At 61.9% G+C, this 26353-nt stretch carries 27 protein-coding genes and 1 tRNA gene; 18 read left to right on the top strand and 10 right to left on the bottom strand.

Annotation, left to right across the window (positions count from 1 at the left end; genetic code table 11):
* Positions 1–36: 36 nt before the first annotated feature.
* From HMPREF2978_RS10465 to HMPREF2978_RS12895, 8 genes are all read left to right on the top strand, one after another.
* The gene (locus tag HMPREF2978_RS10465) at positions 37–1188 is read left to right on the top strand and encodes a molybdopterin molybdotransferase MoeA (protein WP_070745426.1); all 1152 of its coding nucleotides are present in this window, start codon (positions 37–39) and stop codon (positions 1186–1188) included.
* Positions 1185–1655, top strand: a complete 471-nt coding sequence (locus HMPREF2978_RS10460) for a MogA/MoaB family molybdenum cofactor biosynthesis protein (RefSeq protein ID WP_070745423.1) — start codon at positions 1185–1187, stop codon at positions 1653–1655. Before HMPREF2978_RS10465 ends, HMPREF2978_RS10460 begins: the two co-directional genes overlap by 4 nt.
* The gene (locus HMPREF2978_RS10455; protein ID WP_070525088.1) at positions 1645–2064 is read left to right on the top strand and encodes a molybdenum cofactor biosynthesis protein MoaE; all 420 of its coding nucleotides are present in this window, start codon (positions 1645–1647) and stop codon (positions 2062–2064) included. The genes HMPREF2978_RS10460 and HMPREF2978_RS10455 overlap by 11 nt, the downstream gene beginning before the upstream one ends.
* Entirely contained in the window at positions 2061–3143 is a 1083-nt protein-coding gene (locus HMPREF2978_RS10450; RefSeq protein WP_246818768.1) for a ThiF family adenylyltransferase, read from the top strand. Before HMPREF2978_RS10455 ends, HMPREF2978_RS10450 begins: the two co-directional genes overlap by 4 nt.
* A 440-nt stretch (positions 3144–3583) precedes the next feature.
* Positions 3584–4315, top strand: coding sequence for a DUF1648 domain-containing protein (locus HMPREF2978_RS10445; protein WP_049157391.1), 732 nt, complete (start codon positions 3584–3586; stop codon positions 4313–4315).
* A gap of 4 nt (positions 4316–4319) precedes the next feature.
* Positions 4320–5063, top strand: coding sequence for an NAD-dependent deacylase (locus HMPREF2978_RS10440; RefSeq protein ID WP_070745420.1), 744 nt, complete (start codon positions 4320–4322; stop codon positions 5061–5063).
* Positions 5064–5124: 61 nt separating this feature from the next.
* The gene (locus tag HMPREF2978_RS12900; protein ID WP_371325882.1) at positions 5125–5379 is read left to right on the top strand and encodes a prevent-host-death family protein; all 255 of its coding nucleotides are present in this window, start codon (positions 5125–5127) and stop codon (positions 5377–5379) included.
* A gap of 9 nt (positions 5380–5388) precedes the next feature.
* Complete coding sequence (locus HMPREF2978_RS12895; RefSeq protein WP_083298940.1) at positions 5389–5658, top strand: type II toxin-antitoxin system RelE family toxin; 270 nt, start codon at positions 5389–5391, stop codon at positions 5656–5658.
* 79 nt (positions 5659–5737) lie between these two features.
* Here HMPREF2978_RS12895 and HMPREF2978_RS13270 read toward each other — a convergent pair whose 3' ends face one another.
* The 3 genes from HMPREF2978_RS13270 to HMPREF2978_RS10420 all read right to left on the bottom strand — a co-directional run bounded on the left by HMPREF2978_RS13270 (position 5738) and on the right by HMPREF2978_RS10420 (position 8632).
* The gene (locus tag HMPREF2978_RS13270) at positions 5738–5878 is read right to left on the bottom strand and encodes a type II toxin-antitoxin system Phd/YefM family antitoxin (protein ID WP_010188335.1); all 141 of its coding nucleotides are present in this window, start codon (positions 5876–5878) and stop codon (positions 5738–5740) included.
* Between the two features lie 862 nt (positions 5879–6740).
* A tRNA-Ser gene (locus tag HMPREF2978_RS10425) sits at positions 6741–6828 on the bottom strand.
* 82 nt (positions 6829–6910) lie between these two features.
* Entirely contained in the window at positions 6911–8632 is a 1722-nt protein-coding gene (locus HMPREF2978_RS10420; protein WP_070745417.1) for a SulP family inorganic anion transporter, read from the bottom strand.
* 226 nt (positions 8633–8858) lie between these two features.
* On the opposite strand from HMPREF2978_RS10420, the gene HMPREF2978_RS10415 reads away from it, so the two are divergent.
* Together HMPREF2978_RS10415 and HMPREF2978_RS10410 are read left to right on the top strand one after the other, a co-directional pair.
* Positions 8859–9755: an NAD(P)/FAD-dependent oxidoreductase gene (locus HMPREF2978_RS10415; RefSeq protein WP_070745414.1), complete on the top strand. Its 897-nt coding sequence runs from the start codon at positions 8859–8861 to the stop codon at positions 9753–9755.
* Between the two features lie 15 nt (positions 9756–9770).
* On the top strand, positions 9771–10727 hold the full coding sequence (locus tag HMPREF2978_RS10410) for an NAD(P)H-quinone oxidoreductase (RefSeq protein WP_070517118.1): 957 nt from the start codon (positions 9771–9773) through the stop codon (positions 10725–10727).
* Here HMPREF2978_RS10410 and HMPREF2978_RS10405 read toward each other — a convergent pair.
* Positions 10724–11935, bottom strand: a complete 1212-nt coding sequence (locus tag HMPREF2978_RS10405) for an aminotransferase class V-fold PLP-dependent enzyme (RefSeq protein WP_070510707.1) — start codon at positions 11933–11935, stop codon at positions 10724–10726. The two genes, HMPREF2978_RS10410 and HMPREF2978_RS10405, sit on opposite strands and share 4 nt — an antisense overlap.
* A gap of 195 nt (positions 11936–12130) precedes the next feature.
* On the opposite strand from HMPREF2978_RS10405, the gene HMPREF2978_RS10400 reads away from it, so the two are divergent.
* Positions 12131–12982 (top strand): galactan export ABC transporter permease subunit Wzm/RfbD, encoded by an 852-nt coding sequence (locus HMPREF2978_RS10400; RefSeq protein WP_070525268.1) that lies wholly within the window; start codon positions 12131–12133, stop codon positions 12980–12982.
* Positions 12983–12994: 12 nt separating this feature from the next.
* Positions 12995–13792 (top strand): galactan export ABC transporter ATP-binding subunit Wzt/RfbE, encoded by a 798-nt coding sequence (locus HMPREF2978_RS10395; RefSeq protein WP_010188329.1) that lies wholly within the window; start codon positions 12995–12997, stop codon positions 13790–13792.
* Positions 13793–13794: 2 nt separating this feature from the next.
* Here HMPREF2978_RS10395 and HMPREF2978_RS10390 read toward each other — a convergent pair whose 3' ends face one another.
* Positions 13795–14388, bottom strand: coding sequence for a GNAT family N-acetyltransferase (locus HMPREF2978_RS10390; protein ID WP_083298939.1), 594 nt, complete (start codon positions 14386–14388; stop codon positions 13795–13797).
* 42 nt (positions 14389–14430) lie between these two features.
* Here HMPREF2978_RS10390 and HMPREF2978_RS10385 point away from each other — a divergent pair, with 42 nt between their 5' ends.
* Positions 14431–15336 carry a galactofuranosyltransferase GlfT1 gene (locus HMPREF2978_RS10385; protein WP_070525076.1) on the top strand — a complete coding sequence of 302 codons (906 nt, stop codon included), beginning with the start codon at positions 14431–14433 and terminating at the stop codon, positions 15334–15336.
* Here the strand turns inward: HMPREF2978_RS10385 and HMPREF2978_RS10380 are convergent.
* The 4 genes from HMPREF2978_RS10380 to HMPREF2978_RS10365 are packed head-to-tail and all read right to left on the bottom strand — an operon-like array spanning position 15333 to position 17531.
* A complete protein-coding gene (locus HMPREF2978_RS10380; RefSeq protein ID WP_070525074.1) occupies positions 15333–15788 on the bottom strand; it encodes a GtrA family protein in 456 nt (151 codons plus the stop codon). The genes HMPREF2978_RS10385 and HMPREF2978_RS10380 overlap by 4 nt on opposite strands.
* A gap of 2 nt (positions 15789–15790) precedes the next feature.
* On the bottom strand, positions 15791–16180 hold the full coding sequence (locus tag HMPREF2978_RS10375; protein ID WP_010188318.1) for a GtrA family protein: 390 nt from the start codon (positions 16178–16180) through the stop codon (positions 15791–15793).
* A 32-nt stretch (positions 16181–16212) separates the two neighbouring features.
* Positions 16213–17088: a plasmid pRiA4b ORF-3 family protein gene (locus HMPREF2978_RS10370; protein WP_070525072.1), complete on the bottom strand. Its 876-nt coding sequence runs from the start codon at positions 17086–17088 to the stop codon at positions 16213–16215.
* A 20-nt stretch (positions 17089–17108) separates the two neighbouring features.
* Positions 17109–17531, bottom strand: coding sequence for a hypothetical protein (locus HMPREF2978_RS10365; protein ID WP_070525070.1), 423 nt, complete (start codon positions 17529–17531; stop codon positions 17109–17111).
* Between the two features lie 36 nt (positions 17532–17567).
* Here HMPREF2978_RS10365 and HMPREF2978_RS10360 point away from each other — a divergent pair, with 36 nt between their 5' ends.
* The 5 genes from HMPREF2978_RS10360 (at position 17568) to HMPREF2978_RS10340 (ending at position 25511) form a co-directional block, all read left to right on the top strand.
* Positions 17568–17846: a hypothetical protein gene (locus HMPREF2978_RS10360; protein ID WP_070525068.1), complete on the top strand. Its 279-nt coding sequence runs from the start codon at positions 17568–17570 to the stop codon at positions 17844–17846.
* A gap of 148 nt (positions 17847–17994) precedes the next feature.
* Positions 17995–19398, top strand: coding sequence for a decaprenylphosphoryl-beta-D-ribose oxidase (locus HMPREF2978_RS10355; RefSeq protein ID WP_070525066.1), 1404 nt, complete (start codon positions 17995–17997; stop codon positions 19396–19398).
* A gap of 14 nt (positions 19399–19412) precedes the next feature.
* A complete protein-coding gene (locus HMPREF2978_RS10350; protein WP_070525064.1) occupies positions 19413–20171 on the top strand; it encodes a decaprenylphospho-beta-D-erythro-pentofuranosid-2-ulose 2-reductase in 759 nt (252 codons plus the stop codon).
* 38 nt (positions 20172–20209) lie between these two features.
* On the top strand, positions 20210–22135 hold the full coding sequence (locus tag HMPREF2978_RS10345; protein ID WP_070745412.1) for a galactan 5-O-arabinofuranosyltransferase: 1926 nt from the start codon (positions 20210–20212) through the stop codon (positions 22133–22135).
* Between the two features lie 31 nt (positions 22136–22166).
* A complete protein-coding gene (locus HMPREF2978_RS10340; RefSeq protein WP_070745410.1) occupies positions 22167–25511 on the top strand; it encodes an arabinosyltransferase domain-containing protein in 3345 nt (1114 codons plus the stop codon).
* A gap of 3 nt (positions 25512–25514) precedes the next feature.
* Here the strand turns inward: HMPREF2978_RS10340 and HMPREF2978_RS10335 are convergent, their stop codons facing one another.
* Entirely contained in the window at positions 25515–26345 is an 831-nt protein-coding gene (locus HMPREF2978_RS10335) for an alpha/beta hydrolase (RefSeq protein ID WP_070745407.1), read from the bottom strand.
* Positions 26346–26353 lie beyond the last annotated feature (8 nt).

Raw genomic sequence — 26353 nt, 5'->3', positions numbered from 1 at the left:
GCCACTATGCCAGCCTCTGTGACAGGAAGGAACCCGATGCGCACCTATGAGGAACACCTCGCCGCCGTTCGCGCGGCCCTTCCGCAGCCCCGGGCGGTCTCCACTCCCCTGGCCAACGCCTTCGGCCGCCGCGCCGCCGCGACGTACCGCGCGGAACACAACCTTCCACCTTTCGATAATTCGCAGATGGACGGCTATGCGCTTTCCACATGTGATGGCGGCACCTTTACCGTAGGCCGCACCATTGCGGCGGGAGATCCCCCGGGTTCACTCAATGAAGGCACCGCCCTCCCCATCATGACCGGCGCGAAGGTCCCTGAGGGCACTGCCACCATCGTCCCCGTCGAGCACTGCGAGCCCCCGCACTTCCCATCGGAGGGTGCCACGGTCACTGTGCCGGCAGCCCCCGAGCAGTTCATCCGCCGCGCGGGCTCCGATGTCACGGCCGGCACAACCCTCGTCAACGAGCACGCGCTTCTCGACGCCCCCTCCATCGCCGCCCTCGCCTCCCAAGGCCTGACCGAGGTCCTCACCTTCGCGCCCGCCCGCATCCTCATCTGCACCGGTGGCGCGGAAATCGGTGGCGCGGGCGAGGCCACCATCCCCGATTCCAACGCACCGATGCTCGCGGCCTTGGCCGCGCAATACGGCATAGAGGTGGCCGGCTTCGTGCGCACGAATGACGATCCTTCTGCCCTGCGCGCGGACCTCGCCGAAGCAGTCATCACCCACCGCCCCGATGTCATCGCTACTTCCGGCGGCATCTCCCACGGAAAATTTGAGGTCATCCGCCAAATCTTCGAAGAGGACGGCTGGTTCGGCCACGTGGCGCAGCAGCCCGGCGGCCCGCAGGGCTTGTCACGCTTGGGCGAGGTGCCCGTCGTCTGCTTCCCCGGCAACCCCATCTCCACGCTGGTGAGCTTCCGCCTCTACTTGGCCCCCGTCCTTGGACATGCCTCGGAGCTGGTTCGCGCACACCTTACTGAGCCCGCCGAAGGCCTCAACAACCGCGAACAGTTCCGCCGTGGAACTATCAGCATCTCCAACGGCACTGCCCAAGCCTCCTTCCTCGGCGGTACTAGCTCCCACCTGATGTCCCAGGCCATCGGCGCCAACGCCCTCATCCGCATCCCGGCTAACACGCAGCTTTCAGCCGGCGACCTCGTGGAGGTGTTCCCACTCTCATGACCCGACGCGCACTCGTTATCGTTGCCTCGACCCGTGCCGCCGCTGGCGAGTACGAGGACCGCTCCGGCCCCATCCTGGTGAATTTCCTGCGTGAGCAGGGCTTCGATACCCCGCAGCCCCTCGTCGTCGCGGACGCCGACATCGACTCTGCGCTTACCACTGCCTTCGCCGATGCCCCCTCCGTCATCCTCACCTCCGGCGGCACCGGCATCACGCCGGATGACCGCACCGTCGAAGCACTCACCCCACATCTTGACCGCGAACTGCCCGGCCTGGCCCACGCCTTCTATGCGCACTCGGCGGCCATCCCCACCGCGGCGCTCTCCCGCACGGTTGCCGGAGTCACCGGGTCCACTTTCGCCATGGCCCTGCCCGGCTCCACGGGTGCTGCCAAGGACGGCTGCGCGGTCCTCGAACCAGTTCTTCACCACATCATCAACCAGCTGGAAGGCATCAATGAGCACTAACTACGGCCTTCTCGGCGCGCACATCAGCGCTGAGCCCATCACGGCCCCCGACATCGCCACTGCGGAAACGGGTGCTGTCGTTTTATTCGACGGCATCGTGCGCAACCACGACTCCGGCCGCGGCGTCAAGCTCCTTACCTACACCGCGCACCCAACCGCCCAACAGGAAATCGAGCGCGTCGCTGGCGAAGTCGCCGCCGCTTTCCCCGCCGTCCGCCTCTGGTGCGCGCACCGCACTGGAGCACTAGAAATCGGCGAATCCGCGTTCATCGTCGCCGCCGCCTCCGCACACCGCAAGGACGCCTTCGAAGCGGCGTCGACCTGCGCCGACCGCGTCAAGGCGGAAGTCCCCATCTGGAAGGAACAGCTCCACACCGATGACACCACCACGTGGGTAGGCCTGGAATGAGCTCACGCTACGCACGCCAGGAAGCCCTGTGGGGCAACTCCACACAAGAACGGCTTCGCGCTTCCACCGTCGCCGTTATTGGCGCCGGCGGCCTGGGCTCGCCTGCCCTGCTCTATCTCGCAGGCGCGGGCGTCGGGCGCATCCTGCTTTTCGACGACGACCTCGTCTCCCTCTCCAACCTGCACCGCCAAGTCATCCACAGCACAGCAACCGTAGGCCAGCCCAAAACCGAATCCGCCGCTGCGGCCTTGAACGCCCTCAACCCGGAGTGCACCGTCGAGCAGTTCTCGCGCCTGACACCCGATACCGCCTTGGAGCAACTGTGCGGCGCTGACCTCATCATCGACGGAACCGATAACTTCTACTCCCGCCACCTAGCCTCCTGGGCCGCCCATGAGCTGGGCATTCCGCACGTGTGGGCCTCGCTCCTAGGCTACGACGCGCAGCTCACTGTCTTCCACTCCGGCCACGGCCCGGTCTACGAAGACCTCTTCCCCACCGATCCGCAGGTGCCCTCCTGCTCGCAGGCCGGCGTGATGGGACCGGTCGTCGGCGTGGCCGGCTCCGCCCTGGCCGTCGAGGCGCTCAAGCTCCTCACGGGCATCGGCACCCCGCTCATCGGCACGCTGGGCTACTACGATTCCCTCGCCGGGACCTGGGAGTACATCCCCGTGCGCGCGAACGGCGCCACCCCGGCGCGCCCCGACAACCCCACCGACATCCGCGACATCCCGGAGGACGCCGCGCTTATCGACGTCCGCACCTCCCCCGAGCGCGCCGCCTCCCTCATCCCCGGCTCGCAGCACCTCCCGCTCGATGACATCCTCGCCGGCCACAACCCACCCCTAGACCCCGCCGACCTCGCCGTCCTCTACTGCGCCAGCGGCCTGCGCTCCGCCCAGGCCGCCGAGGCTCTGCGCGCCCGCGGCTTCAGCAACGTCTACTCGCTGCGCGGCGGCATCGACGCCTGGCAAGAGCACATCTCCGAGCTCGAGGCCGAAGCCGACGCCGCCCACCGAGGCGAGCTAGAGACCATTTCTCTCGATGACCTAGAGGCCGAGCAGGGCGTGGCCGACTAGCTTCACGCCACTGGCCGTGAGATTCTCTACCCCTCAGCTGGCGGCTCCACCTTCTCGACATCACCTTGGCTACATGGTCCCTTTAGTTTGGTCCCCATACTCTGGTCCCTACTCATTGCAAAGGGACCATTTACAGCCAGTTTCCTGCGCCAGGATGGTACCTTTACCCAGTGAAAGGACCAAAGTAAAGAGACCAATTTGAAGGGACCATTTACAGCTCCCCTTCATCGACCAATCAGCCCCCAAGAGTCAGTACTACTTGCCCCACAAAGGGTTCCCCTCACATGGTTCTGGTCAGATGGTTTGTTTGCACCCAAACGAACCATCTACCTAGGCGCAGATGGTTTACTTGCCCCCAAACGAACCTTATGACTGGAACCATGTAAGAATCCGACTCCCGCAGCGCAGCCAACAACAGGCCACCTTGTAAGCTCACTGCCATGAGGACCCGCCAGTATTACATCGCTACCGCTGTGGTGTGTGCTCTCACGCTGGTGTACATGCTGCTGCGTTGGGACTCGGTGCCCGATCCCATCCCGGTCCACTTCGATGGCTCGGGCAACCCGGACCGCTTCGAGCCCAAATCTTTCCTCAACGCAACGGTCCTGGTGTGGATCGGCGTTGTGTTCGCCATTGCGCTGCCGCTGTGCGTGCCGCCGATCTCGCTGGCTCGAATAACAATGGATGTACCGGCAGAGTCAGCTCTTCCGTTCTCCGAGGCCACGGCACAGCGCGCGGAGCTGCTCACTGGAAAGACCGCCACGTTCATTGCCCAGACAGTCCTCACCATGACGGCCTGCGTGTGCCTCACTACGGTCTGCACCGTCATTCCGGATATCCCCTTCTCGGGCTTTCTACTCGTGGCCGCGTGGATAGCCTTCACCGTGTTCACCATGATTCAGGGCGTCCGATTGACGCTGACATCTGCGAAGGCCGTGCAATCCATTCCCACCGACCATGATGAACAGGTTCGCAACACAGCACTCCGCTTTGCCGGTGGTATGGGCTTCTATAACGAGCCCACAGACCCCATGTGCATAGCTATCTTCCCCATGAATCCTTCGAAGCTGCAGATCAACACCGCGCACGAACCTGGCCGCCGCTACCTGTGGCGCATGGGCATCGCGCTTAGCGCATCCATAGCATTCTGCGTGCTCATCGACGTACTCTAGATGCATGGAGCACCTGTTTGAGCGCGCACACTCGATTCTTTCTGATGCCACCCACGTCGAGGTGTTCACCGGCGCAGGCATGAGCGCGGACAGCGGCATCGCCACATACCGCGATGCGCAGACAGGCATTTGGGAGAACGTGGATCCGGTTGCGATGGCGTCGATAAGCGCATGGCGTACCGAGCCTAAGCCCATGTTCGCCTGGTACCTTTGGCGCGCCCAGCTGGCGCAGCGGGCCGAGCCCAACGCCGGGCACCGCGCAATCGCCGCCGCACACGGCATGACGGTGACCACGCAAAACATCGATAATCTGCACGAGCGCGCCGGAAGCCAAGACGTGGTTCACCTGCATGGCTCCTTGTTCGCATTCCGCTGCACCGACTGCGATACGCCGTATGACGGCGACATCGCGTTCCCGTCGGAGCCAGTTGAGTCCATCACGCCACCCGAATGCCCCATGTGCGGTGGGCTCGTGCGCCCGGGCGTGGTGTGGTTCGGCGAGGCCCTGCCCGACGACGAATGGGCCGAGGCCGAGCGCCGCATGTCCACCGCGGACGCGCTGCTCATTGTGGGTACCTCCGGCGTGGTCTACCCCGCCGCCGGCCTGCCACAGATTGCCCACGCGCGCGGTATCCCCATCGTGGAAGTCACCCCGCAGCCCACGGACCTCTCGCCGCTTGCCAGCGTGGTGGTCACCGCCACCGCAGCGGAGGCACTGCCCCGCATATTAGCGGGGCGGATCGGATAAACAGCAACCCTCTATCCCGCGGCCCTTGCCCACCAAAATGTACAAGATGTACATTTGTTGTATGAAAACGATGTCAGTGGCGTCCAGCCAATTCCGCCAATCTCAAAGCCAAATTCTTGAAGAAGCACAGCACACGCCCGTCGCCATCACTAGTCGTGGAAGCCGGATTCGCGCTTTTGTCGTCTCTCCTTCATTTTTCGCCCGCGCAGTCGAAGCACTAGAAGATCGTGAGGATGTTCAGACCGCAGAGATTGCCCGAGGAGAAGCCGTAGAGATTTCACACGAAGACCTCAAAAAAGAACTCGGACTCACCTAATCGCCTTCTATGGCTAACTCCACTTATCACATCACCTATAAGGCATCCGCAGCCAAGGAGCTACGCAAGCTCGACAGGCCGACACAGAGGCGACTACTTGCTGCAATCGAAGACTTAGCCGTTACCCCTCGCCCGGATGGAGTAAAGAAACTAAAAGCTTCAGATGACCTGTACAGAATTCGAGTCGGACACTATCGCGTGGTTTATGAAATCATAGACGGAAAACTCGTGGTGCTCGTCCTGCGCGTTGCTCACCGACGAGATGTTTACCGGAAATAGGCAAAATTCCTCTCAGATAAACAAAACCGGTTCCACCCTGCCAGAAGGTGAATACTCCACTTCGATCGGAAGATAGTTCTTACACATCTAGATCGATGTCGTGCTCCTTAGCCTTTCCGTCCAGTACTTGCTCGTAAGACTCCAATAGCCGGCGAGCATTGACTGGGGAGCCGAAAAGATAATCAGTCTCTACCCACGCCGAATAGTTATCCTCTGACATCACGAAACCGCCTTCCTTACCACAACCATGATTCCCCCCGAGAGGAGATGAATCCATGCTCTACCTTGTTCCAGGAGCCTTAGCGGGAATCACCTTTTACGCCATTCTCATAGCAGTGAGCTGGGCCATCGAAAAAGCCTGGCCACAACGACGTCTAGGCGCACATAGCCGGTTGACCCTCCACTGCCTTGCCGCAGTTGCATTTTCAATTTTTCTCGCCTTGCCTGGCGGCGGCGGAAACTGGGCCACCCACCTGCAAATTAGCGGGTTCCTACTAGTGGGATGCGTTCTGAGCTGGGTGACTGCAGCGATGAACAACGGAGACAATGCCTGACGCCGTAGAGCGATAACTTCCCTTAATCGCCATTCCTCACATCCCTAATGCATACAAACCCTGTGAGTTGTTCTCCGGGGAGGCATAAGGGCTTCTTCCCTGCATTTTCTCTTCGCTCATTAACGGAGAAAACGAATTGAGCGAACTGGGGAACAATCTGTACCGATGGAAAAAGCTCCCTTAATTGGTGAGTAATACGCCATCCCGCGTCGTACCATCGAAATCTATCGAATTGGTCCTTCCAACGCGGACGCTGGCGAAAGCTATCGGGTATCTCGAGGAAATTCTGCTGAAACTCCTCCGTCCACTCAAGGATTTCGCGTCCCAGATCGGACTCAATTCCTAAGTCTTCAGGAAGATAGAATCCGATTCTATTAGCCCCAGAAACTATGAGTTCTTTAGACGGCCACAGCGAGCTTGGGTGGCTGTACTCTGGGCGGAGGAATATTTGCCGGTTGGCCATGGGACTAGAATAGCCCAGTGCCACTGCTAAATTTACGCAAGATTTTGGTGTAATCACCAAAAAAATGGCGGAGGCGGCGGGATTTGAACCCGCGGTGAGTTTCCCCACGCTGGTTTTCAAGACCAGTGCATTCGGCCGCTCTGCCACGCCTCCTCGTCACGCGTCAGCATGCACCGCGCGCAACACGTTCAGAGTACTAGACTCCGCCGCGGGAGAAGAATTCGACTCGTCAGCGCTACTCGTCGTACTGATTGCTTTGCGACGCCGCGGGTGCGCCATCCGACTCCTCATGCTGAATGCGCGAGACATGCAGTCGGGCGTGGGCGATGGCGTCGAGAGTGTCGTCGAAGACGTGATTCTCGTGCGCAAGCTGGTCAAATACGCCGAGTTCGCGCAACACCGGAACATGTTCGGGCTTCGTGGCTGAGAGTAGGACCCGGGTGCCGTGACGTTCAAGGCGCCCGATCGTGTCAGCGAGCATCTGGGCGCCAGTGGCGTCAATCGTCGTGACATAGCGCATGCGGAGCACGACAACCTTGACCGACGAAGCATCAGCGAGATCGAGGAGGAAATCGTGCGCTGCGCCAAAGAAGAGTGGGCCTTCTAGGCGGAAGGCGGCAATGTGCTCGTCAAGAAGCTCGCGTTCCTTGTCGCGGTGGTCGCCCGTCTCCAGTGGGGCGGCCTCTAACACCGCCGTGCGGGCGGTATCGCGTAGCGCGAAGAAGCCCGCTATTACAAGGCCAATGAGCACGGCGACGACAAGGTCGAACACGACGGTGGCGGCAGCCGTAATAAGCAGGGTGACCCCGTCGCCCTTGGTGGCGCGCATCACCGAGCGGAGGTTCCGCGGATGGATCATCTGGATCGCAGTGGCGATAAGCACGCCGGCAAGCGCAGCGAGAGGAATCTCGCCCACCCACCGGGCCGCGACGAGCACTGCGACGAGCAAAAGCAGCGAATGGAACACCGCCGCCAGGCGCGTACCCGCGCCTGCCCGCACGTTGACAGCAGTTCGGGCGATCGCGGCGGTCGCGGGGATCCCGCCGAACAAGGGCGCGACGACGTTGGCCACGCCCTGCCCAAAGAGCTCGCGGTCAGGATCGTGCCGGTCACCGACGGTCATTGCGTCGGCGACCGTCGCAGACAGCAACGATTCCAACGCACCGAGCGCTGCGACGGCGACCGCTGCCAACAGCAAGGAATCCAGGTGCTCCCACGGGATGTGCGGCAAGCGCGGAGCAGGCAACGTCGACGGGATGTAGCCGATTGTCTTCAGGTTACTGTCTGCCAGCATGTTGATGGCCGTCGCGGCAGCTACCAACACCAGCGCCGCGGGAAAGCCACTACGAACGCGCGCCGCAACCACGATTCCGGCCGCCACCGCGAGGGTCATCACTGGCGCCTGCCATCCCGGGGCATCTAACCAAGCTTTGATTGCGCCCCACGCCAACCCGAGGACCTTCTCGCCGTCGACGTCAACACCGAGTGCAGCAGGCAGCTGTTGGAGGCCGATGATCACCGCAATACCGGCTGTGAAACCTTCGACGACAGGCAAAGGCATGTACTTTATCGCGCGGCCAGCGCCGGTGAATGCCAGTAAGAGCAGCATGAGTCCCGCCAGCACGCCGACAACGAGCACCCCATCGGCACCATGGTCGGCCACGATGGGGATTAACACGACGGTCATTGCGCCGGTCGGGCCGCTTACCTGAACATTGCTACCACCGAAGACCGCGGCCAAGATGCCCGCGACGATGGCCGTCGTAATTCCGGCTGCGGCGCCAACACCGGACGCAACGCCGAAGCCGAGCGCGAGGGGCAGTGCGACGAGGGCCACCATGAGGCCTGCCGAAAGGTCGCGCCCGATCGTCGCGCGGGACCAGTCCGAGCGGCGCGGTGCGAAACGCAGGGCACGCGATCGGATGCCCACCTTAGAGACGGTGGAGGGGTAGGTCATGCTACTTTCTTGCTCCTTAAAAGCTCAACGACATCCAAAGGATACACAAGGCGCCATCCTTCGACGGGCCGCATTCGCAATTCTGGCCGATGCCTCATGTTGACGAATTCCCACCACACCCCAACCCTTCGACACTAACTTGGCCAAGTCAGGGTTGGGCGTGACGCCTGCCACAAATTAATGAAAACCATTGCCATATAAACCCTCCTCTGGTTTACTCGCGGCCATGCAGACAGTAGATACCCTCATCATCGGCGGTGGCGCGGCCGGCCTGCAGGCAGCCCTAGTCATGGTCCGCGCCCGCCGCAGCGTGCTCATTGTTGATTCCGCCACTCCCCGCAACCGTTTCGCCCATGAAATTCATGGAGTCATTGCCCTCGAGGGCACGCCACCCCTTGAGTTCCAGGAGCGCGGCAAGGAGCAGCTGCGCAGCTATGGCGCGCAGATCATAAACGCCACCGTGGATTCCGTCACCGATAATGACCGCACGCTCACCGCCACGTTGAGCAACGGTGAGACCGTCGCTGCCCGCTCCATCATCGTCGCCAGCGGCGTGGACGACGAGCACCCCAACATCCCGGGCTTGGAAGAAAACTGGGGAAATACGGTCCTCCACTGCCCCTACTGCCACGGATACGAGGTGGCGGACAAGAAGCTCGGCGTGCTCTACATCGGCGAGTTCTCCTTCCACCATGCCGCGGTTCTGCGACAGTGGTCGAAGGACATCACCTTCTTCACCAATGGAATGGAATTCACCGACGAGCAGCGCGCGGACCTGACTCGGCGGGGCATTGCGCTTATCGACGGCCCCGTCACCGCCTTCCAAGACGGAAAAGTCCTGGTTGGGAGTACAATCTATGCCGTCGATGCACTGTTTTACATGCCCATTCCCCGCCCCCACGATGAGTTCCTCGCTGACCTCAACCTCGAGCGCCATAGCCCGCCACCGGCGATGGGCGGCAGCCTGATCGAGGCTGATCTCACCGGTGCCACCAGCCACCCGCGCGTCTGGGCGGTGGGCAACGTGGTCAATCCAGGCGCACAGGTGGCGATGGCCATGGGCCAGGCCAATGCTGCTGCTATCACGGTCAATGCGTTCCTCGTCGAGGATGATTGGATTTAAGTACGGTGGTGTGGCATGAAAGCCATCATTCAGACCAACCTGGAAGACCCACACTCGCTGGAGTTGGGGGAAACCAATAAACCACAACTCCAAGACGGCGAAGTCCTCGTTAAGGTCAAAGCCGCCGGCGTAAACCGCGCCGACCTGCTCCAGGCCCGCGGACACTACCCGCCGCCGCAGGGCGCATCGGAGATTATCGGCCTCGAAGTCGCAGGCGAGGTCGTCGATGCAGGCAACACCGACGTCGAGGTTGGCTCCAAGGTCGGCGCACTGCTGGCCGGCGGCGGCTATGCCGAATACGTCGCCGTACCCAAGGGCCAGCTGCTGCCCATCCCCCGTGGCTATTCCTTTGCCGAGGCCGCCTCCGTCATCGAGGTGGCCTGCACCGTGTGGTCCAACATCGCGATGGAGGCTGGTCTCACGGAAGGCCAGACCATCCTCATCCACGGTGGCGCGGGCGGCATCGGCACCTTCGCCATCCAGGTGGCGAAGCAACTGGGCGCCACCGTCGCCGTGACGGCTGGCTCGGACGAAAAACTCGAGACCTGCAAGGAGCTCGGTGCGGACATCCTCATCAATTACAACGAGCAGGACTTCGCCGAGGAGCTGAAAAACCAATGTGATGTCATCCTCGACATCATGGGCGCGAAGTACCTCAAGAAGAACCTCATCGCGCTAGCTAAGGGTGGCCACATGGTCACCATCGGCATGCAGGGTGGCACGAAGGCCGAGCTCAACATGGGTATTCTGCTTAACAAGCGCCTGACCCTGCAGGGCACCACGCTGCGCTCCCGCTCGTTGGAGGGCAAGGCCACCATCGTTGCGGATACCGTTAAACACGTCTGGCCTTGGCTAGAGAACGGCAGCGTCAAGCACTACCTGCACGCGACGTATGCGCTTGCTCGCGCCGCCGAAGCCCACAAAGCCCTCGACTCCGGCGAGGTCACGGGCAAGCTCGTCCTCGAGGTCTAAGCCAGCGACGCCACGACGCGGGTGAGGTGCTCTACGTCGTGGTACGTGCTGAACGGGCTCAGCGAGACCGTGACGGCACCGCCGACCTCCTCCACGCCCATCTCCGTGAGCAGTGGAGTGTGCGGGGCGATGGTAGTCACCAGGCCATTGTCAAAGAGGCGACGGTGAATCACATCCGCAGGCACGTCCCGCACAGCGAAGGTGAGGCGTGGGAGGCGGTCATCGGAGGCGTCGGCTGCCGCTTCCCCTGTCACTCCCAGGACGTGAACGGCCGGCAGCGTGCCCAACAGGCTGTAGAGATCCCCGGTGAGATCCTCCATATAACCGGAGAGGGCTTCCATCGAACGTGTCAGGCGCACGCGGCGCGAACCGCGCTCCCCACCGGCGAGTTCTGCCAGATGATCCACCAGGGGACCAACGCCACCGGCCAAGCCCGCGGAGACCGGGCCAACAACAAGCTCATCGAGGCGGCGGAACATCGCGGTGTCGCGGAAGACCAGCGCCGCCATCTGCGGACCACCAAGAGCGCCCACATCCACGCCGAGGATATCCGCCCCAATCGCGTCAAAGTCGAGGAGGCGGTAGGGGGCGATAGCGGAAACGTCGACAAGCACCCAGGCGCGCGAACGCTCATGGACCGAATCAATAATCTCCGAGGCCGGCGTGACCGTGCCCAGCAGCTCGTGGGCGGCAGAAAAGGCGACAAAACGCGTCGAACCATCAACCAGATCGGCATATTGGAACGCCGGCAGCTCGCCAGTTCCCAAGTCCGGCTGCGACCACCGAATATCGGCACCCAGGTGCTCAAACGCGCTCGTAAACTCCGGGGAATCAAAACGGGAGAGCACCACCGAGGACTGGCGGCGCAGGAGCGGGCGCAGTGCGACACCCAAGGATTGGTACAGCACCGGCAGCGACGGGCCCAGGATGACGCGCTGCGCTGTCGCCCCCGTGAGATCCGCCACCGCCCGGCGCGCGGAGTCATACATGTCCGCCGCGTGGAGCTCCCCGGGGTCGTGATGCGCCGAGTGCGCGCCCACGGCATCCTCCAGCGGCTTCACCGTGGCGGACAAGCGGAAAGAACGGGCAACCCCAGAGGCCACGCGTTCCGCAATCTGCGGCGCGGCGTGCGCGTTCAGGTAGGTCCAACCATCGGACAGACCAGTGTAAAGACCTCGCACGCTGGCGACGTCATACTGTTCCGTCATGCTTCAACCCTTCCTCGAATCGTCCGATCGACTCCCTACTCTATACGCCCCACGTAAATCTTTCCTAACCCTCGATTTTCCCAGCTCGCTCGTGTTTTCCCAGGTTAAGGGCGTGTGTGTAGGTTTTTAGCGGATGTGCGCGCTAGGGTGAATGGCGTGCAAGACAAGAAAAACCTGCGTGACGACGTCGCCCGCATGACCTCCGCGCCTGCACCCGGTGAGGAGCCGGCCTCGCGTTCCATGACCATGTCGGCGGCCTTCGCTGATCTGTTGCAAGGCGCTCGCCAGCGCGAGCTGTGGTTCAAGCTGGGCATCCAAGACATCAAGCAGCGCTACCGCCGCTCGGTGCTGGGGCCTTTCTGGATCACCATCGCGACCGGCGTGATGGCCGCGGCCCTGGGCCTGCTGTACTCCATGCTCTTCCAGATCCCCGTGGCAGAGTTCCTGCCCCACGTGACTGTGGGCCTGATTATGTGGAACTTCATTTCGGGTGCCATCAAGGAAGGCTCGACGGTCTTCATCGACAACGAGGGCCTGATCAAACAGCTGCCCGCACCACTGTCGGTACACGTCTACCGCCTGGTCTGGCGGCAGACCCTCTTCTTGGGTCACAACCTCATCATCTGGCTGTTGCTCATTCTTATTTTCCCGCGCCACTTGGGCTGGGAGTTCTTCCTGTTCATCCCGGCGCTAGGACTCTTCCTAGTCAACGGCGTGTGGGTAGCCATGTTCTTCGGCATCATCGCCACCCGTTTCCGTGACGTTGCCCCGCTGCTGGAGGCCCTAACCCAGCTGCTCTTCTACGTCACGCCGATCGTGTGGATGACCAACACCCTGAAGGATCAGGGAGGTGCCGTGGCCAGCCGCGCACGCATCGCTGAGATCAACCCGCTCTACCACTACATGGAGATCATCCGCGCCCCCATGATCGGCGAGCCCGTCGCCGGCTATCACTGGCTCATCGTCATCGGCTGCACCGTCGCCGGCCTGCTCATCGCCGGCCTGGCCATGCGCCAGTGGCGCTTCCGCGTCTCCTACTGGGTCTAGAAAGGATCGTCCATGGTTTCCATTGATACGTATAACGCTTGCGTGGACTTTCCCATCTTTGATGCCAAGTCCCGCTCCCTCAAGAAGGCGATGCTCTCCACGGCCGGTGGCTCCATTGGCAAGAATGACCAGAACGTGGTCATGGTGGAAGCGCTCAAAGACATCAACCTCCACCTGCGTGAGGGCGACCGCGTCGGCCTCGTCGGCCACAACGGCGCAGGCAAAACCACTCTGCTGCGACTGCTCTCCGGCATCTACGAACCCACGCGCGGCGCTGCCGACGTCCGCGGGCGTGTGGCCCCGGTCTTCGACCTCGGCGTGGGCATGGACCCAGAGGTCTCCGGCTATGACAACATCATCATCCGCGGCCTCTTCTTGGGCCAGACCATCAAGCAGATGAAGGCCAAGATGGATGAGATCGCGGAATTCTCTGAGCTGGGTGATTACCTCTCCATGCCGCTGCGCACCTATTCCACCGGTATGCGCGTGCGCCTAGCACTGGGCGTGGTGACCTCCATTGAGCCGGAGATCCTGCTTCTCGACGAAGGCATCGGCGCCGTCGACGCCGCCTTCATGGCCAAGGCCCGCGTCCGTCTTCAGGACCTGGTGAAGCGCTCCGGCATCCTAGTCTTTGCCTCCCACTCCAACGACTTCTTGGCGCAGCTGTGCGATACCGCCCTGTGGATCGACCACGGCCAGATTCGCTCGGTAGGCGAGGTCTCCGAGGTCGTCGGCGAGTACGAAGGCCCCGAGGTGGGCCAGTACGTGCGGGATTTGCGCAAGCGCTTCGACAACGAGGAGAACGTCTAGAGCTAATACCCAAGCATTTCGCGCAGCTCTTCACTCATCCCGGCCACAGTCACTTCCGGCCCCGGCTGATAATCCTCTTTGCGCAGCACGGCCTTGTTTCCTTCGATGGTGTAGCCCAGCTTGCGCGATACAGCCTGGGAAGCCTCATTGCCCAGTTCCCACTCGGAGCGCAGCTGGCGCGCGCCCAAGTACTCGAAGCAAAATACCGCAGCGGCGTGGCGGACCTGCGTACCTATCCCGCGACCCTGAAGACGGTGGTAGATCCACGATCCGGTTACGACCTCATGGTTATCGGGAAAATTCTGCGCCCGCAGATCCACCGAACCAATGACTTCACCGCCAAGGTGCACGCCGAAGTCCAACGACCACTCCTCCGGAGACATCTGCGCACGGTGCGCCCACCGGAAACTCGGGTCCGGCTTCTGCTTCAACCACGGGAACGTGTACTCCGGAAGCGGCTCACCAAAAATCTCAGTGGCACTAACACCGTGGATGGCGGCGATGTCGCTATCACGCAGCACCCGCAAGGTCAGCTCGCCAACCTGCACAGTGAGTTTGAATGGAGCCCACATCTCTTCGATACTTTTTACAGCCATGGCAGCATCGTATAACTCATCACGGATGGCACAATAGAATCCATGACTGCCACCCTGTCCCAGGCCGGAACGACGGCCGCTGTGATCGTCACCCACCAGCGCGTGGAGCTGCTGCGCGCCTCCCTTGAGCAGGTGGTGAACCAGACACACCCGGTGCAGTGGGTGATCGTGGTGGATAACGGTGCGGAAGCAGCAGTAGAGGATCTCCTCCACGAACTCGCCGGCGAGCGCGGCGTCTACGTGCCTTCGGAAACCAACCTTGGCGGTGCGGGCGGCTTTGCACTGGGATTCCTGACAGCTCTGGCCCTCGGCGCGGATGCAGTGTGGTGTGCTGACGATGACGGCCGCCCCGCCGACCACCACGTGCTCGAGGAGCTCTACCGAGTTGCGGAAAACAACAGCCTCCACGAAGTCTCCCCAGCCGTGTGCAATATCGACGAGCCCGCCAAGCTGGCTTTCCCACTGCGCCAGGGCCTGGTGTGGCGGCGTTACATGAGCGAACTAGAGGGTGATTTCCTCCCCGGCATTGCCTCTCTCTTCAACGGGGCACTCATCTCTGCCGAAGCCATGGAGATCATCGGCGTACCGGACTACCGCCTGTTCATCCGTGGCGATGAAGTGGAGTACCACCGCCGCCTGGTCAACTCAGGCTTAAGCTTCGGCACCGCGCTGACCACCAGCTACCTGCACCCGGATGGCTCCGATGAATTCAAGCCCATCCTCGGCGGCAAGATGCACACGCAGTATCCGGAGGGCGAGTTCAAGCGCTTCTTCACCTACCGCAACCGCGGCTACCTTCTGTGGCAGCGCGGCATGCGCAAGCTGCTGCCGCAGGAATTCGCGCGTTTCGGCTGGTTCTTCATCGTGCAGCAGCACGACGTGAAGGGATTCATGGAATGGCTGCGCCTCCACAACCGCGGCCGCAAAGAAGACTTCCGCCGGCCCTAAAACTCAAAGGACTTTCGCGTGCTGCGGAAAATCACCCACCGCTGAACAAAGAAGTTGATAAGCGTTGCCGTGCCCTGGGCAATCACGAAAGCCACTGTCAGCGCCCAGGACGAAGGCCAGTCCAGCGTGTGATCAAAGAAGGGGAAAGCCCAGCGATACAGCACAATGTTGATCGCATAGGTCATGGCGTAGGTGGCAAACACGGCAGCAAAGCGGCGCTTCGAAGCCCGCGCGTTGAAGGTCCACCGCCGGTTCAATAAATAAGCCACGAAGGTGCCGGCGGCAAAGCCAATAGTTCTCGAGGCCACATCGCCAAACAGACCTAAACCAATTTGAAAGAGCCAGGTCAGGGAGACGTCGATAAGCGCGGCAATAGCCCCCGTGATCGCGAACTTCGTACCCTGCGCCTGCAGGGAATTCGACCGTGAGAGGCGTTCGGCGCGACCGGGCATGGTTACTTTCCTTTGAAGATGAAGGCGCGCTGAATGGCGAAGTTGGTCACCGTGGCCACGCCTTGTGCGATGACGAAGGCGATGGTGTCCTTGAGTGCGCCGTCGAAGCCCAGGCTGATCAGCGGGGCGTTGAGCACCCAATACAAGAAATTCTGCACGGCGAAAGTAGACAGATACAACAAGCCCACGGCACCGGCGGTGCGACCAGAAACCTGGGCGCCAAAAGTCCACCGGGCATTCGCCACATAGGCGGCGATAGTGCCGAAGACCCAGCCAATCGCCTTCGCCAAAGAACGGTGCAGGCCTAGGTACGTCAGAAAGAGGGTAAGGCCATAATCAATCGCCGCAGTGAAAACACCGACGGATACGAAGCGCACGAGTTGGGTCTTCATGCTAGAGGTAGGTTCAGTCACGGCGAAATACTCTACCCGCGGACAAGAGCGCGGTAAATGTCCAGGCGGTCCACGGGCGCGACGGCGTTTTCACCATAGGCGCCGAGAGAAGAAAGCACCTTAAGCGAAGCCAAGCACAGCTCCCGAATTTCCGGGCCACGCAGCTCCTCGCCATCATCGTCGACCCACCCCAGCGCGGCCATAGAGGTCTCCGCTACGGAATCGGTCAATTCGCGCCCGCCCATGCAGGACAGCGCTAGAGCCAACGACCAGAAAGCATCCTTACCCTCGTTCGTCACCTCACGCGGCAAAGTGCGCAGCTGGCGAAACACCCCAGCATCAATGCTCACCTCACGCTTCAAATCCAGCGCTTGGAGAAGTGGAACGAAGTCATAGAGCCGGGTTCTTTCAATCAGCGCGCGAACGGGACTAGCCACAAGTTCCAGAACCTCATCAATTGTTTCCTGACCGGTGAGCTCCGCATTCACGGCGGTGAGATCGAAGGGTGTGTGGAAAGAACCGGAACCGCCCACGCACAGGGCCTCCGGCGTCCCGCTATCGCGCGGGTAGGTCTCCACCACAACAATCTCGAAATCCCACAGCCCCCAGGCATAATCAACCTGCTCGCCTTCGCGGCTCAAGAATTCGCGCACGGTGTGGTTCGGATCGATGCGCTGGCCGCGGGCATCTGTGTGCTCAAAAAAGTGCCACGGTGAATCCTCGTGCGGCAGCCCGAAGCAGATTTCAAGAATATGGTGGAGCTCTTCCAACGTGAGCGCATCGGAAAAACCGATCTGACGGTGAACCTCGGCATCCGCGCGGACGTTAGATACCTGACACAGCAGGGTTCGAGCAGAATCACCACGATTGGCGCGGACCTGCGCCAAATCTGTGACCTTTGAGCTCATGTGCCCCACCATACGCACTTTTAGTTGCGGGCGGTGAGCTCGCGTGCTTCAAGCTCGCTGAGAATGAAAACGATGGCGGCACTGATTCCACCCCAGACGGTCCAGGGTCTTGCCACCCCGCGGCGGCGAATAAATCGCACCACGCTGCGCTCAGTCTTTACGGTGATCCATCCGCCCAGCAGCAGAATGCCGAAGGCAACCGGGATGGCCCACACGGGGACATCGGGAGTCTCCGGCTCCGGCCGGTCCTCGTGGCTCTCGGCATTAGTAATGGCCACGAGTGCGCCGAACCCGAGGATTGACAGCACATAGGCGAGAACGAGCGCAGTCTTATTCTTAATCCAGTCGGGGAACGCGGTCATAATGCCCACGGCCGCGGCTTGGATGATGCGTCCGGCAAGGGTGTCATCCAGCGCATAATTATCTTGCTTGGGAGAAGTCATACCGCCCCACTTTAAGCGGGCGGTAGGCTACCGTGCATGTACTCCTCTAAAAAAGAGCACCTCACCCCAGCACAGCGAGCAGCGCAAGATGAGCGCGCCGAGGAAGACAAGCGCCACGGCCACTTTCTGGCGACAGAACACACGTCGCTACCGCTCAATGGTTTTATGACGCGGCTCATCGCCGAGGAACTTCCCATCCTCGATTCCACTTCGCGCGGCCGCGTCTATGAGATCCTGCGTGAGTATGACGGCCCAGAGATTAGCTCCCAAGAAGAACTGCCGGAAGAAATCCGAGAGATCATGGATCTGTACTAATTCCGAACTAAAACCACAGACTCGGACAATACAAACGTTCCGTTTACTTGGCTTTTGTACCTAATCTCACGTTTTCACTCCCGCCACAGGCACTACCGCCTAGGTAGTGTAGAAAACCGACCCATCACATCGAATCAAAGAGTAAGAGATGGAACTGCATACTACTGAGAAGTCCCTCCACGGTTGGGGCCGCACGGCGGCGACAACCGCCCACGTTTTGTCCACCCCAGACGTCGACGTCATCAAGACCGCCGTCGCCCAGGTGGCTGAGGACAATGCTGATAAGCCTTCCCACCTGCGCCGCGGCGTCATCGCCCGCGGTATGGGCCGCTCCTATGGCGACCCCGCGCAGAACGCCGGTGGCCTCGTCATCGACATGCAACCGCTCAACAAGATCCACTCCATCGATCCGGAGTCGGGCATTGTCGACGTCGACGGTGGTGTCACCCTCGACCAGCTCATGAAGGCCGCCCTGCCCTACGGCCTGTGGGTTCCTGTTCTGCCGGGTACCCGCCAGGTCACCATCGGCGGTGCTATTGGCCCGGACATCCACGGCAAGAACCACCACTCCGCCGGTTCTTTCGGCGACCACGTCACCTCCATGGAGCTGCTCGTGGCAGACGGCCGAGTCCTACACCTGGAACCGGAAGGTGAGAACAGCGATCTCTTCTGGGCCACCGTCGGCGGCATGGGCCTGACCGGCATCATCCTGCGCGCCAAGATCAAGATGACGAAGACGGAAACCGCCTACTTCATCGCGGATACCGACCGCACGGATAACCTCGATGAAACCGTGGCCTTCCACTCCGATGGCTCGGAGCACAACTACACGTACTCCTCCGCGTGGTTCGACGTCATCTCCCCGGAACCAAAGCTGGGCCGCTCCACCATTTCCCGCGGCTCCCTGGCCACCCTGGAGCAGCTCGAGGAGCTCGCCCCGAAGCTGGCGAAAGACCCGCTGAAGTTCAATGCCCCGCAGCTGATGACGGTTCCGGATATCTTCCCGAACTTCACCATGAACAAGCTCTCGCTCATGGCTATCGGCGAGGCCTACTACCTCATGGGCGCCCCGGCGCGTAACCAGGTCAAGAACCTCACGCAGTTCTACCAGCCGCTGGATCTTATCGGAGAGTGGAACCGTGGCTACGGCTCCAACGGCTTCCTGCAGTACCAGTTCGTGGTGCCGACCGACGCCGTCGAGCCCTTCAAGGACATCATCCGCGACATGCAGAAGTCCGGACACTACTCCGCGCTCAACGTGTTCAAGCTCTTCGGCCCGGGTAACAAGGCCCCGCTGTCCTACCCGATGCCGGGCTGGAATGTCTGCGTGGACTTCCCCATCAAGCCGGGCCTGGGCGCCTTCCTCGACGACCTGGATAAGCGCGTCATGGAATTCGGCGGCCGCCTCTACCTGGCCAAGGAGTCCCGCACCTCGGCGGAGAACTTCCACAAGATGTACCCGGGCCTCGAGGGCTGGCTCAAGACCCGCAACGACATCGACCCGACCGGCGTCTTCGCCTCCGATATGTCCCGCCGCCTCGAGCTGCACTAGAAAGGAACACCCTCATGCTGAATGCAGTAGGCCAAGCACAACACATCCTCCTTCTCGGCGGCACCTCCGAAATCGGCCTGGGCATCGTCGAAGAATTCCTCGAGCGCGGCCCGGCCAAGGTCACCCTCGCGGCACGCGCCGACTCCCCGCGCATCGCGGATGCCCGCGCGACCATCGAGTCCCGCGGTGGCGACGTCGAGGTCATCGACTTTGACGCGACTGACTTCGAGGGCCACGGGGACGTCGTCAAGCGCGCCTTTGAGCGCGACGACGTCGACGTTGCCATCATCGCCTTCGGCACCCTCGGTGACCAGGAAGAACTGTGGCAGGACCAGGCCAAGGCGGTCGCCTCCGCCCAGACCAACTACACCGCACCGGTCTCCCTCGGCGTCTTGCTCGGCCAGAAGTTCAAGGAGCAGGGCCACGGCACCATCGTGGCGATCTCCTCCGTCGCCGGCATGCGCGTGCGCCGCTCCAACTTTGTCTACGGCGCCTCTAAGGCCGGCGTGGATGGCTTCTTCATCAACCTGGGTGAGGCCCTGCGCGGCTCCGGCGCCAAGGTGCTCGTAGTTCGCCCGGGCCAGGTGCGCACCAAGATGTCGGCGGAAGCCGGCGAAGCGCCACTGACCGTCAACGTCTCCGACGTGGCTAAGGCCACCGTCAAGGCGGTGCTGGATGGCAAGCAGTCCATCTTCGTGCACCCGCTGTTTGAGTACGTGTCCTTGGGATTCAAGTTCATCCCGCAGGCAATCTTCCGGAAGCTGCCTTTCTAAAGTTCCGCTAAGTCCACGGCGTGTGGGAGACTACTTACATGACTGAGTCTCCCACCATTGAATATGACGTCGACCGCCTCTCGCGTCGCGCCAGTCTCGTGGGCATTGCCGCCGCCGCTGTAGGTGGCGGCCTTGTTACGTTGATTGGTTTCTTTGCCTTTAAGACGGTCTCCCTCCCGGCGTTCAGTACGTCGATGGTGACCCGCGCGTTGAGCACGGCGGGAACTGCACTCACCGTTCTGCTGGTGGGAGCTCTGTGCGCGTGGTGGGTGATTGGCGCTTCGCCGCGCCCCCGTTGGCGGACGTGGCTCACCACCGCTGTGTGCTACATTTCGCCCGCGCTGCTCACACTAACCAGTATCGGCTTGCCTCTTTCGGCCTCCCGCCTGTGGCTCGACGGTGTCCAAGTCGACCAGGTATTCCGCACCCAATTCCTCACCCGCGCCACAGAGGCCAGCTCTTATGCGGACATGAACTACGAGGGCTTGCCTACCTTCTACCCGCTGGGCTGGTTCTGGATGGGCGGGCGGCTCGCCAACCTTCTCAACATGCCGGGCTGGGAGGTCTACCAACCCTGGAGCCTCATCTCCCTGGCCATGGCCGGGTGCATCCTGGTTCCGCTGTGGCAACGGCTTACCGGATCCCTGCCCGTTGCCACCGCCATTGCCTTGACCACCACGGCGGTGACCCTGACCATCGGTGCTGAGGAGCCCTATTCCGCAGTCATCGCCATGGGTGTCCCAGCGGTCGCCGTCCTGTGTTCGCACGCTTTCTATAGGGCTTCCTGGTTCTCCACCGCCGCAATCGCTATCTACTTGGGAATCTCAGCCTGCTTCTACACGCTGTACACGGGCGCCGTGGCGCTGACCATCGTCAGCCTCATTGCACTCGTCACGTGCGTGGGCGACCGTACGTGGACTCCCCTCGTGCGCCTCGCCGCCATCGCGGCCGGATCCCTGGCCATCGCCGCGATTGCTTGGGCACCGTATCTGCACGCCGTCCTGCACGCCACCGCCCCGCTAGAATCCACCGCGCAGCACTACCTGCCGGAGGAAGGCACCCAAATCCCGGCGCCCTTCCTCTCCTTGTCCGTCATCGGCGCCCTCAGCCTTATTGGCCTGATCTACCTCATCTTGCGCGTTGACGAACCCGAAATCAGAGCCATGGGCACCGCGCTTGTCGGAACCTACCTGTGGACTCTGGCCTCCATGGTCATGACCCTTGCCGGCAGCACGCTGCTGGGCTTCCGCCTGGAGCTTATCGTCGCGGTGCTTTTCGCCACGGCCGGCATTCTCGCGCTGGCCGACGTCCGCCTCATGGGCCTTCCCACGCTTTATCCGGCAGGATTCTCTGAAGCCACCAGCAAGCGCGTGACCCTGGTCTTTGCCATCATCATGGGGCTGGGCGGTATTTACTATGCGCAGCAGATCCCGGCAACGAACGTGACCGCCTTGGACCACGCTTATACCGATACCGACGGCTACGGGGAGCGCGCGGACCGCTACACCAGCGATTCTTCCGCTAATTACGGCAAGATCCGTGAATTCATCGATGCCCAGGGCTACGAGGCCAACGACACGGTTGTCCTGACCGATGAGAAGCTCTTCATGGCCTATAACCCCTATTACGGCTTCAACGCCTTCACCAGTAACTACGCCAACCCGCTGGGAGAGTTCAGCACCCGCAACCTGCAGATCGAGGAGTGGGCTTCCAAGTCCTGGGAACAAACTCCGGAAGAGTTTGCGGAGTCGCTTGAGTCCGCGCCGTGGCGCGGGCCGGACGTCCTCATCTTCCGCGGTGATCTAGAAGAGCCCGGCGATGGTTATAAGACGCACTTGGCTGAAGACATCTACCCCAACCAGCCCAACGTGCGCTACCGCGCGGTGTTCTTCAACCCGGAGGTCTTTGAGGAAGGGTGGAACACGCAACAAATCGGCCCCTTCATCGTGGCGGCGCGATCTTAAGAAGCCAAGGCGGTGACGTAGACTGATCGCCGTGTCAGATCGGAAAACCTCTTCATTACGTGCACCGCAGTCCCTGCGACTCACCGCCATCATCGCTGGATTCATTGGTTTCCTGTGCTTCGTGGCGACGCCGCTGCTGCCGGTGAACCAGACCCAATCCTCCTTCGATTGGCCCCAGCAGGGCTCCCTGCAGTCCATCAACGCCCCGCTCATCTCGGTGGCGCCGGAAGAAATTGATGCAGAGATCCCCCTGGGAGCCGTCGACAAGCTGCGCGATGGCCAGGACCTGCTCTACGGCACCGTGCCCCCGGAGTCCAAGAAGGCCTCCAACCGCGGCATGTTTGTCCGCGCCGGCGAGGATGGCCTCTCGGTGACAAGCCTCGATGAGGTCATTTTCTCTCTTACGGCCGAGCAGGTGGCGAAGCTGCCAGAGGACGCCACCCTCAGCATCGCCTCCACGGAGGACGGGACCACCGTCTCCGTGGGCAAGCACAAGAAGACCACCAAGGAGGATCTGCGCCCGCAGGTCACCGGCGTCTACACCGAGATCGACGACACTCCGGAGAACCTCGCCGAGCTTGGCGACGACCTCCGCATCCACGTCGAGATCAACTCCCGGTTTACCTCCTCCCCGACACCGCTCAAGCTCATCGCCATGTGGCTGGGCCTGGCCATGGTAGTCATCAGCCTGGTCTGCCTGTGGCGGATTGACCGCCTCGATGGCACACGCCTGGGCTTCATGCCCGAAACCTGGAAGCAGATCCGCCCGCTCGATGGAGTCGTGGCAGCTGTACTCGGCTGGTGGTATATCTTCGGCGCCAATACCTCCGATGATGGCTTCATCCTCACCATGGGGCGCGTTTCCGATCACGCGACCTACATGGCGAACTATTACCGCTGGTACGGCGTCCCCGAGGCACCGTTCGGCACACCCTACTACGACCTCGTGGCATGGCTGGCGCAAATCTCCAGCGCCTCCATCATCGTGCGCCTGCCCTCGCTCATCTCGGCGCTTATCATCTGGTTCGTTTTGTCCCGCGAGATGCTCCCGCGCTTCGGTGCCCGCGTGAACGAGCGCCGCCTCGCGCACTGGACCGCCGCGTTCATGTTCCTGGCTTTCTGGCTGCCCTATAACAACGGCGTACGTCCAGAGCCCATCGTGGCCCTCGGTGTCATGCTGACGTGGGCTTCCTTCGAGCGCGCCATCTCCACTCAGCGCCTTCTGCCAGCAGCGGTGGGCACCATCATCGCCACCATCACCCTGGCCGCTGGCCCCACCGGCCTGACCGCGGTAGGCATCTTCTTGGTCTGCCTGCCCGCGCTGTTCCGCATCATGGGCACGCGCGCCCCCGCAGTAACCTGGCCGGCACTCATCGCCCCGTTCCTGGCCTGCGGCACTGCGGTTATGGTTGCCGCCTTCGGGGACCAAACGTTAGCGTCAGTCATCGAATCCACTCGCGTGCGTTCCGCGGTCGGCCCGTCCCTGCCGTGGTACTCCGAGTTCGTGCGCTATTCCACGCTCTTCGAGCCCTCCGTGGATGGCTCCCTGACGCGCCGTTTCGCCATGTTCACCATGCTTTTCTGCTTGGCGCTCATCATCTACGCCTTCATCAAGAACCACCGCGTCGTCGGTGCGGAGGCAGATCCCACCAAGCGCCTGCTGGCCATCATGGCGCTCTCGGCCTTCTTCCTCATGTTCACGCCGACGAAGTGGACGCACCACTTCGGTATCTACGCCGGTATCGCCGGTGTCATCGCCGCGCTGGGCTCGGTGGTCCTTTCCCAGATCGCCATGCGCTCCCCGCGCGCCCGGACCTTCTCCATCGCTGCGGTGATTTTCCTCCTCGCCATCTCCCTGGGTGGCTGGAACGCTTGGTGGTACGTGTCCTCCTTCGGCATCCCGTGGTGGGACCGCACGGTGCAGTTCAAGGCCATCGAGGCCAACACCGTGGTTCTCGCGATCGCCATGGTGGTCCTAGCGATTGGCCTTTACCAATCTCTCGTCCACAGCTACCGCAAGAACAAGGCTGAAGCCGACGGCACCCTCGAGGAATTCGAGGCCGCCAACGCCGCCAAGGTCTCTCGCTGGGCAGGCGCCATGTCCGCACCGATTGCGATGGCCTGCATCCTCATCGTGGCCTTCTCCTGCGCCTCCTTTGCCAAGGGCTACGTGGCCCAGGCGGATTCCTACTCTGTGGGCAAGGGCAACCTGGCATCCCTGCGCGGCGATGTCTGCTCGCTGGCAGATGCCACCATGGTGGAAACCAACACCAACGATTCCTTCCTCACTCCGGTCAATGGCGACCTCAAGGATTCGCTGGTTGATGAGGATGAGGACAACTTCGGTTTCGGCCCCAACATGATCAAGGAAGATATTGAGCCGGAGAACCTCAACTCGGCATCAGTAGGCGCCATTGCCAACACCACAGGTGATGACTCGGCTGCGTCCAATGAACAAAAGGAACTCACCGAATCCGAGGAAAAGGCAACCGAAGTCACCGACTCTTCCGCCGGTGGCGTGCGCGGAACCCTGGGCATCAACGGCTCCGAGATGCACCTGCCCTTCAACCTGGATTACACGAAGGTCCCGGTCATGGGCTCCTACGATGAGTCGCAGCGCTCCACCGCTACCATCACCACCCAGTGGTACAACTTGCCGGAGCCGGGAGAAAACACCCCCGTCCTCGCGGTCTCTGCCGCCGGTAAGATTTATCACCACGACGTCAACGGCGTGGAGCAGGAAGGCACCGAGCTCACCTTGGAGTACGGCACCCTCAAGGACGGCAAGGTCACCAACAAGGGTGAGGCCGAGCTTTCCGACGTCGGCGCGACCCCCAAATGGCGCAACCTCCGCATTGCTCTGGACGAGCTCCCAGAGGAGGCCAACGTTGTGCGCCTCGTTGCGGTAGACGATTCCACCGATGAAGACGACTGGATGGCGTTTACCCCGCCGCGCGTCCCGGAGCTTGCCACCATCAACTCCCAGTTCGATTCCTCTACCCCGGCACTCCTCGACTGGTCCGTGGCCCTGCAGTTCCCCTGCCAGCGCACCTTCGACCACTACGCCGGCGTGACCGAGATTCCGGAGTTCCGCATTCTTCCCGACGCCGCCGCACAGACCTCCCTCACGGACTTCCAGTCCTTCTCCGGTGGTGGTGCGCTGGCAACCGCGGAGGCAGTGAACTACTCCTATGAGATCCCGAGCTACCTCAACAACGATTGGGCGCGCGACTGGGGCTCCATTGAAAAGTATGAGCTGCGCACCAACTCCCGCGGCGAGGCCCCGCTCGAGGCGGACATCGACCAGGAAATCATCCAGCGCTCCGGACTGTGGAAGAACTCCGAGATGAAGATTCGCCCGGAGGGTGAGCAGTAGGGATTAGAGAAACTCGGCCGAATCTTTAATGCGCTGACGCGCCACGGTCGGGGTCGAAATACGGTGCATGGACACGTACTCCGCAGTCTGTGCACCGGGGATCTCCACGCGCTCAGCAATCTCGTCCTGCGCCGCGGTCTGGACCAAGATGTCAGAATACAGCCCCGGCAGCTTCTCAACATCGAGGACGTAGTCGCCGCGGATCTCCTCCGGCAGCTTGGCCAGCGCACCGAAGTCGGGGAAGGTGAGGAGGAGGGCGTCGGCAGGCACCAGCGCTGCGAGCGCCCCACCGGAGGAATATCCCCACACCGTCACGCGGTTGGCCCCATGCTCACGGGCATAATCGACGGCCGCCTGAACCGACTGGACCATCTCCGCCACGGTGTGCTCCGGCGCCAACGGGTAATCGACATCGATGATCGTCGTGCCCGACAACTGCGCTGCGGCAGCAACTTCGGGCCGCCATTGCATTTCTAGTGCCTTGCCGTCACCGCGCCACCAGCCGCCGGAATGCAGCGACACCGCCCAGCGACCAGACTCTTCTGACGGCCTAAAAATCGCTCCCACCTCAGAGTCTTCAACACTCACGCCTTCCGTAAAAACGGTGCCGGGTAGCGAGTGATCCACAGCGGAACCCAGCACCATCATGGAGGCCTGCACGATACGGTCCGGCAGCAGCGCGCAATAGCGGTCCGCCTCCGGCGAACCTCCACCGGCCCACGGCGGGCGGAAATCCGGCAGCGGGTAGTGCACCTCCATGTAGGAGGAGAGCTGCTCGAGCTGTTGTTCTGGACTTAGCTGGCGATCCTGGCCGCCGATATTCCACTCACTCATGGCCCCCA

The organism is Corynebacterium sp. HMSC074C01 (assembly GCF_001814605.1).
In the GTDB taxonomy this organism is placed as follows: domain Bacteria; phylum Actinomycetota; class Actinomycetes; order Mycobacteriales; family Mycobacteriaceae; genus Corynebacterium.
The sequence above is the reverse complement of the archived record's forward strand: the minus strand, read 5'-3'. Positions and strand labels throughout refer to the sequence as shown.

Bases quoted from the DNA above. Each gene is read 5' to 3' on its own strand.
- HMPREF2978_RS10450 (WP_246818768.1), top strand. From the start codon at position 2,061: ATGAGCTCACGCTACGCACGCCAGGAAGCCCTGTGGGGCAACTCCACA.
- HMPREF2978_RS10385 (WP_070525076.1), top strand. From the start codon at position 14,431: ATGACTGCCACCCTGTCCCAGGCCGGAACGACGGCCGCTGTGATCGTC.
- HMPREF2978_RS10345 (WP_070745412.1), top strand. From the start codon at position 20,210: ATGACTGAGTCTCCCACCATTGAATATGACGTCGACCGCCTCTCGCGT.
- HMPREF2978_RS10400 (WP_070525268.1), top strand. From the start codon at position 12,131: ATGACCTCCGCGCCTGCACCCGGTGAGGAGCCGGCCTCGCGTTCCATG.
- HMPREF2978_RS12900 (WP_371325882.1), top strand. From the start codon at position 5,125: ATGAAAACGATGTCAGTGGCGTCCAGCCAATTCCGCCAATCTCAAAGC.
- HMPREF2978_RS13270 (WP_010188335.1), bottom strand. From the start codon at position 5,878: ATGTCAGAGGATAACTATTCGGCGTGGGTAGAGACTGATTATCTTTTC.
- HMPREF2978_RS10405 (WP_070510707.1), bottom strand. From the start codon at position 11,935: ATGACGGAACAGTATGACGTCGCCAGCGTGCGAGGTCTTTACACTGGT.
- HMPREF2978_RS10335 (WP_070745407.1), bottom strand. From the start codon at position 26,345: ATGAGTGAGTGGAATATCGGCGGCCAGGATCGCCAGCTAAGTCCAGAA.
- HMPREF2978_RS10460 (WP_070745423.1), top strand. From the start codon at position 1,185: ATGACCCGACGCGCACTCGTTATCGTTGCCTCGACCCGTGCCGCCGCT.
- HMPREF2978_RS10410 (WP_070517118.1), top strand. From the start codon at position 9,771: ATGAAAGCCATCATTCAGACCAACCTGGAAGACCCACACTCGCTGGAG.
- HMPREF2978_RS10395 (WP_010188329.1), top strand. From the start codon at position 12,995: ATGGTTTCCATTGATACGTATAACGCTTGCGTGGACTTTCCCATCTTT.
- HMPREF2978_RS10375 (WP_010188318.1), bottom strand. From the start codon at position 16,180: ATGAAGACCCAACTCGTGCGCTTCGTATCCGTCGGTGTTTTCACTGCG.
- HMPREF2978_RS10390 (WP_083298939.1), bottom strand. From the start codon at position 14,388: ATGGCTGTAAAAAGTATCGAAGAGATGTGGGCTCCATTCAAACTCACT.
- HMPREF2978_RS10380 (WP_070525074.1), bottom strand. From the start codon at position 15,788: ATGCCCGGTCGCGCCGAACGCCTCTCACGGTCGAATTCCCTGCAGGCG.
- HMPREF2978_RS10365 (WP_070525070.1), bottom strand. From the start codon at position 17,531: ATGACTTCTCCCAAGCAAGATAATTATGCGCTGGATGACACCCTTGCC.
- HMPREF2978_RS10455 (WP_070525088.1), top strand. From the start codon at position 1,645: ATGAGCACTAACTACGGCCTTCTCGGCGCGCACATCAGCGCTGAGCCC.
- HMPREF2978_RS10360 (WP_070525068.1), top strand. From the start codon at position 17,568: ATGTACTCCTCTAAAAAAGAGCACCTCACCCCAGCACAGCGAGCAGCG.
- HMPREF2978_RS10465 (WP_070745426.1), top strand. From the start codon at position 37: ATGCGCACCTATGAGGAACACCTCGCCGCCGTTCGCGCGGCCCTTCCG.
- HMPREF2978_RS10370 (WP_070525072.1), bottom strand. From the start codon at position 17,088: ATGAGCTCAAAGGTCACAGATTTGGCGCAGGTCCGCGCCAATCGTGGT.
- HMPREF2978_RS10440 (WP_070745420.1), top strand. From the start codon at position 4,320: ATGGAGCACCTGTTTGAGCGCGCACACTCGATTCTTTCTGATGCCACC.
- HMPREF2978_RS12895 (WP_083298940.1), top strand. From the start codon at position 5,389: ATGGCTAACTCCACTTATCACATCACCTATAAGGCATCCGCAGCCAAG.
- HMPREF2978_RS10445 (WP_049157391.1), top strand. From the start codon at position 3,584: ATGAGGACCCGCCAGTATTACATCGCTACCGCTGTGGTGTGTGCTCTC.
- HMPREF2978_RS10355 (WP_070525066.1), top strand. From the start codon at position 17,995: ATGGAACTGCATACTACTGAGAAGTCCCTCCACGGTTGGGGCCGCACG.
- HMPREF2978_RS10350 (WP_070525064.1), top strand. From the start codon at position 19,413: ATGCTGAATGCAGTAGGCCAAGCACAACACATCCTCCTTCTCGGCGGC.
- HMPREF2978_RS10420 (WP_070745417.1), bottom strand. From the start codon at position 8,632: ATGACCTACCCCTCCACCGTCTCTAAGGTGGGCATCCGATCGCGTGCC.
- HMPREF2978_RS10415 (WP_070745414.1), top strand. From the start codon at position 8,859: ATGCAGACAGTAGATACCCTCATCATCGGCGGTGGCGCGGCCGGCCTG.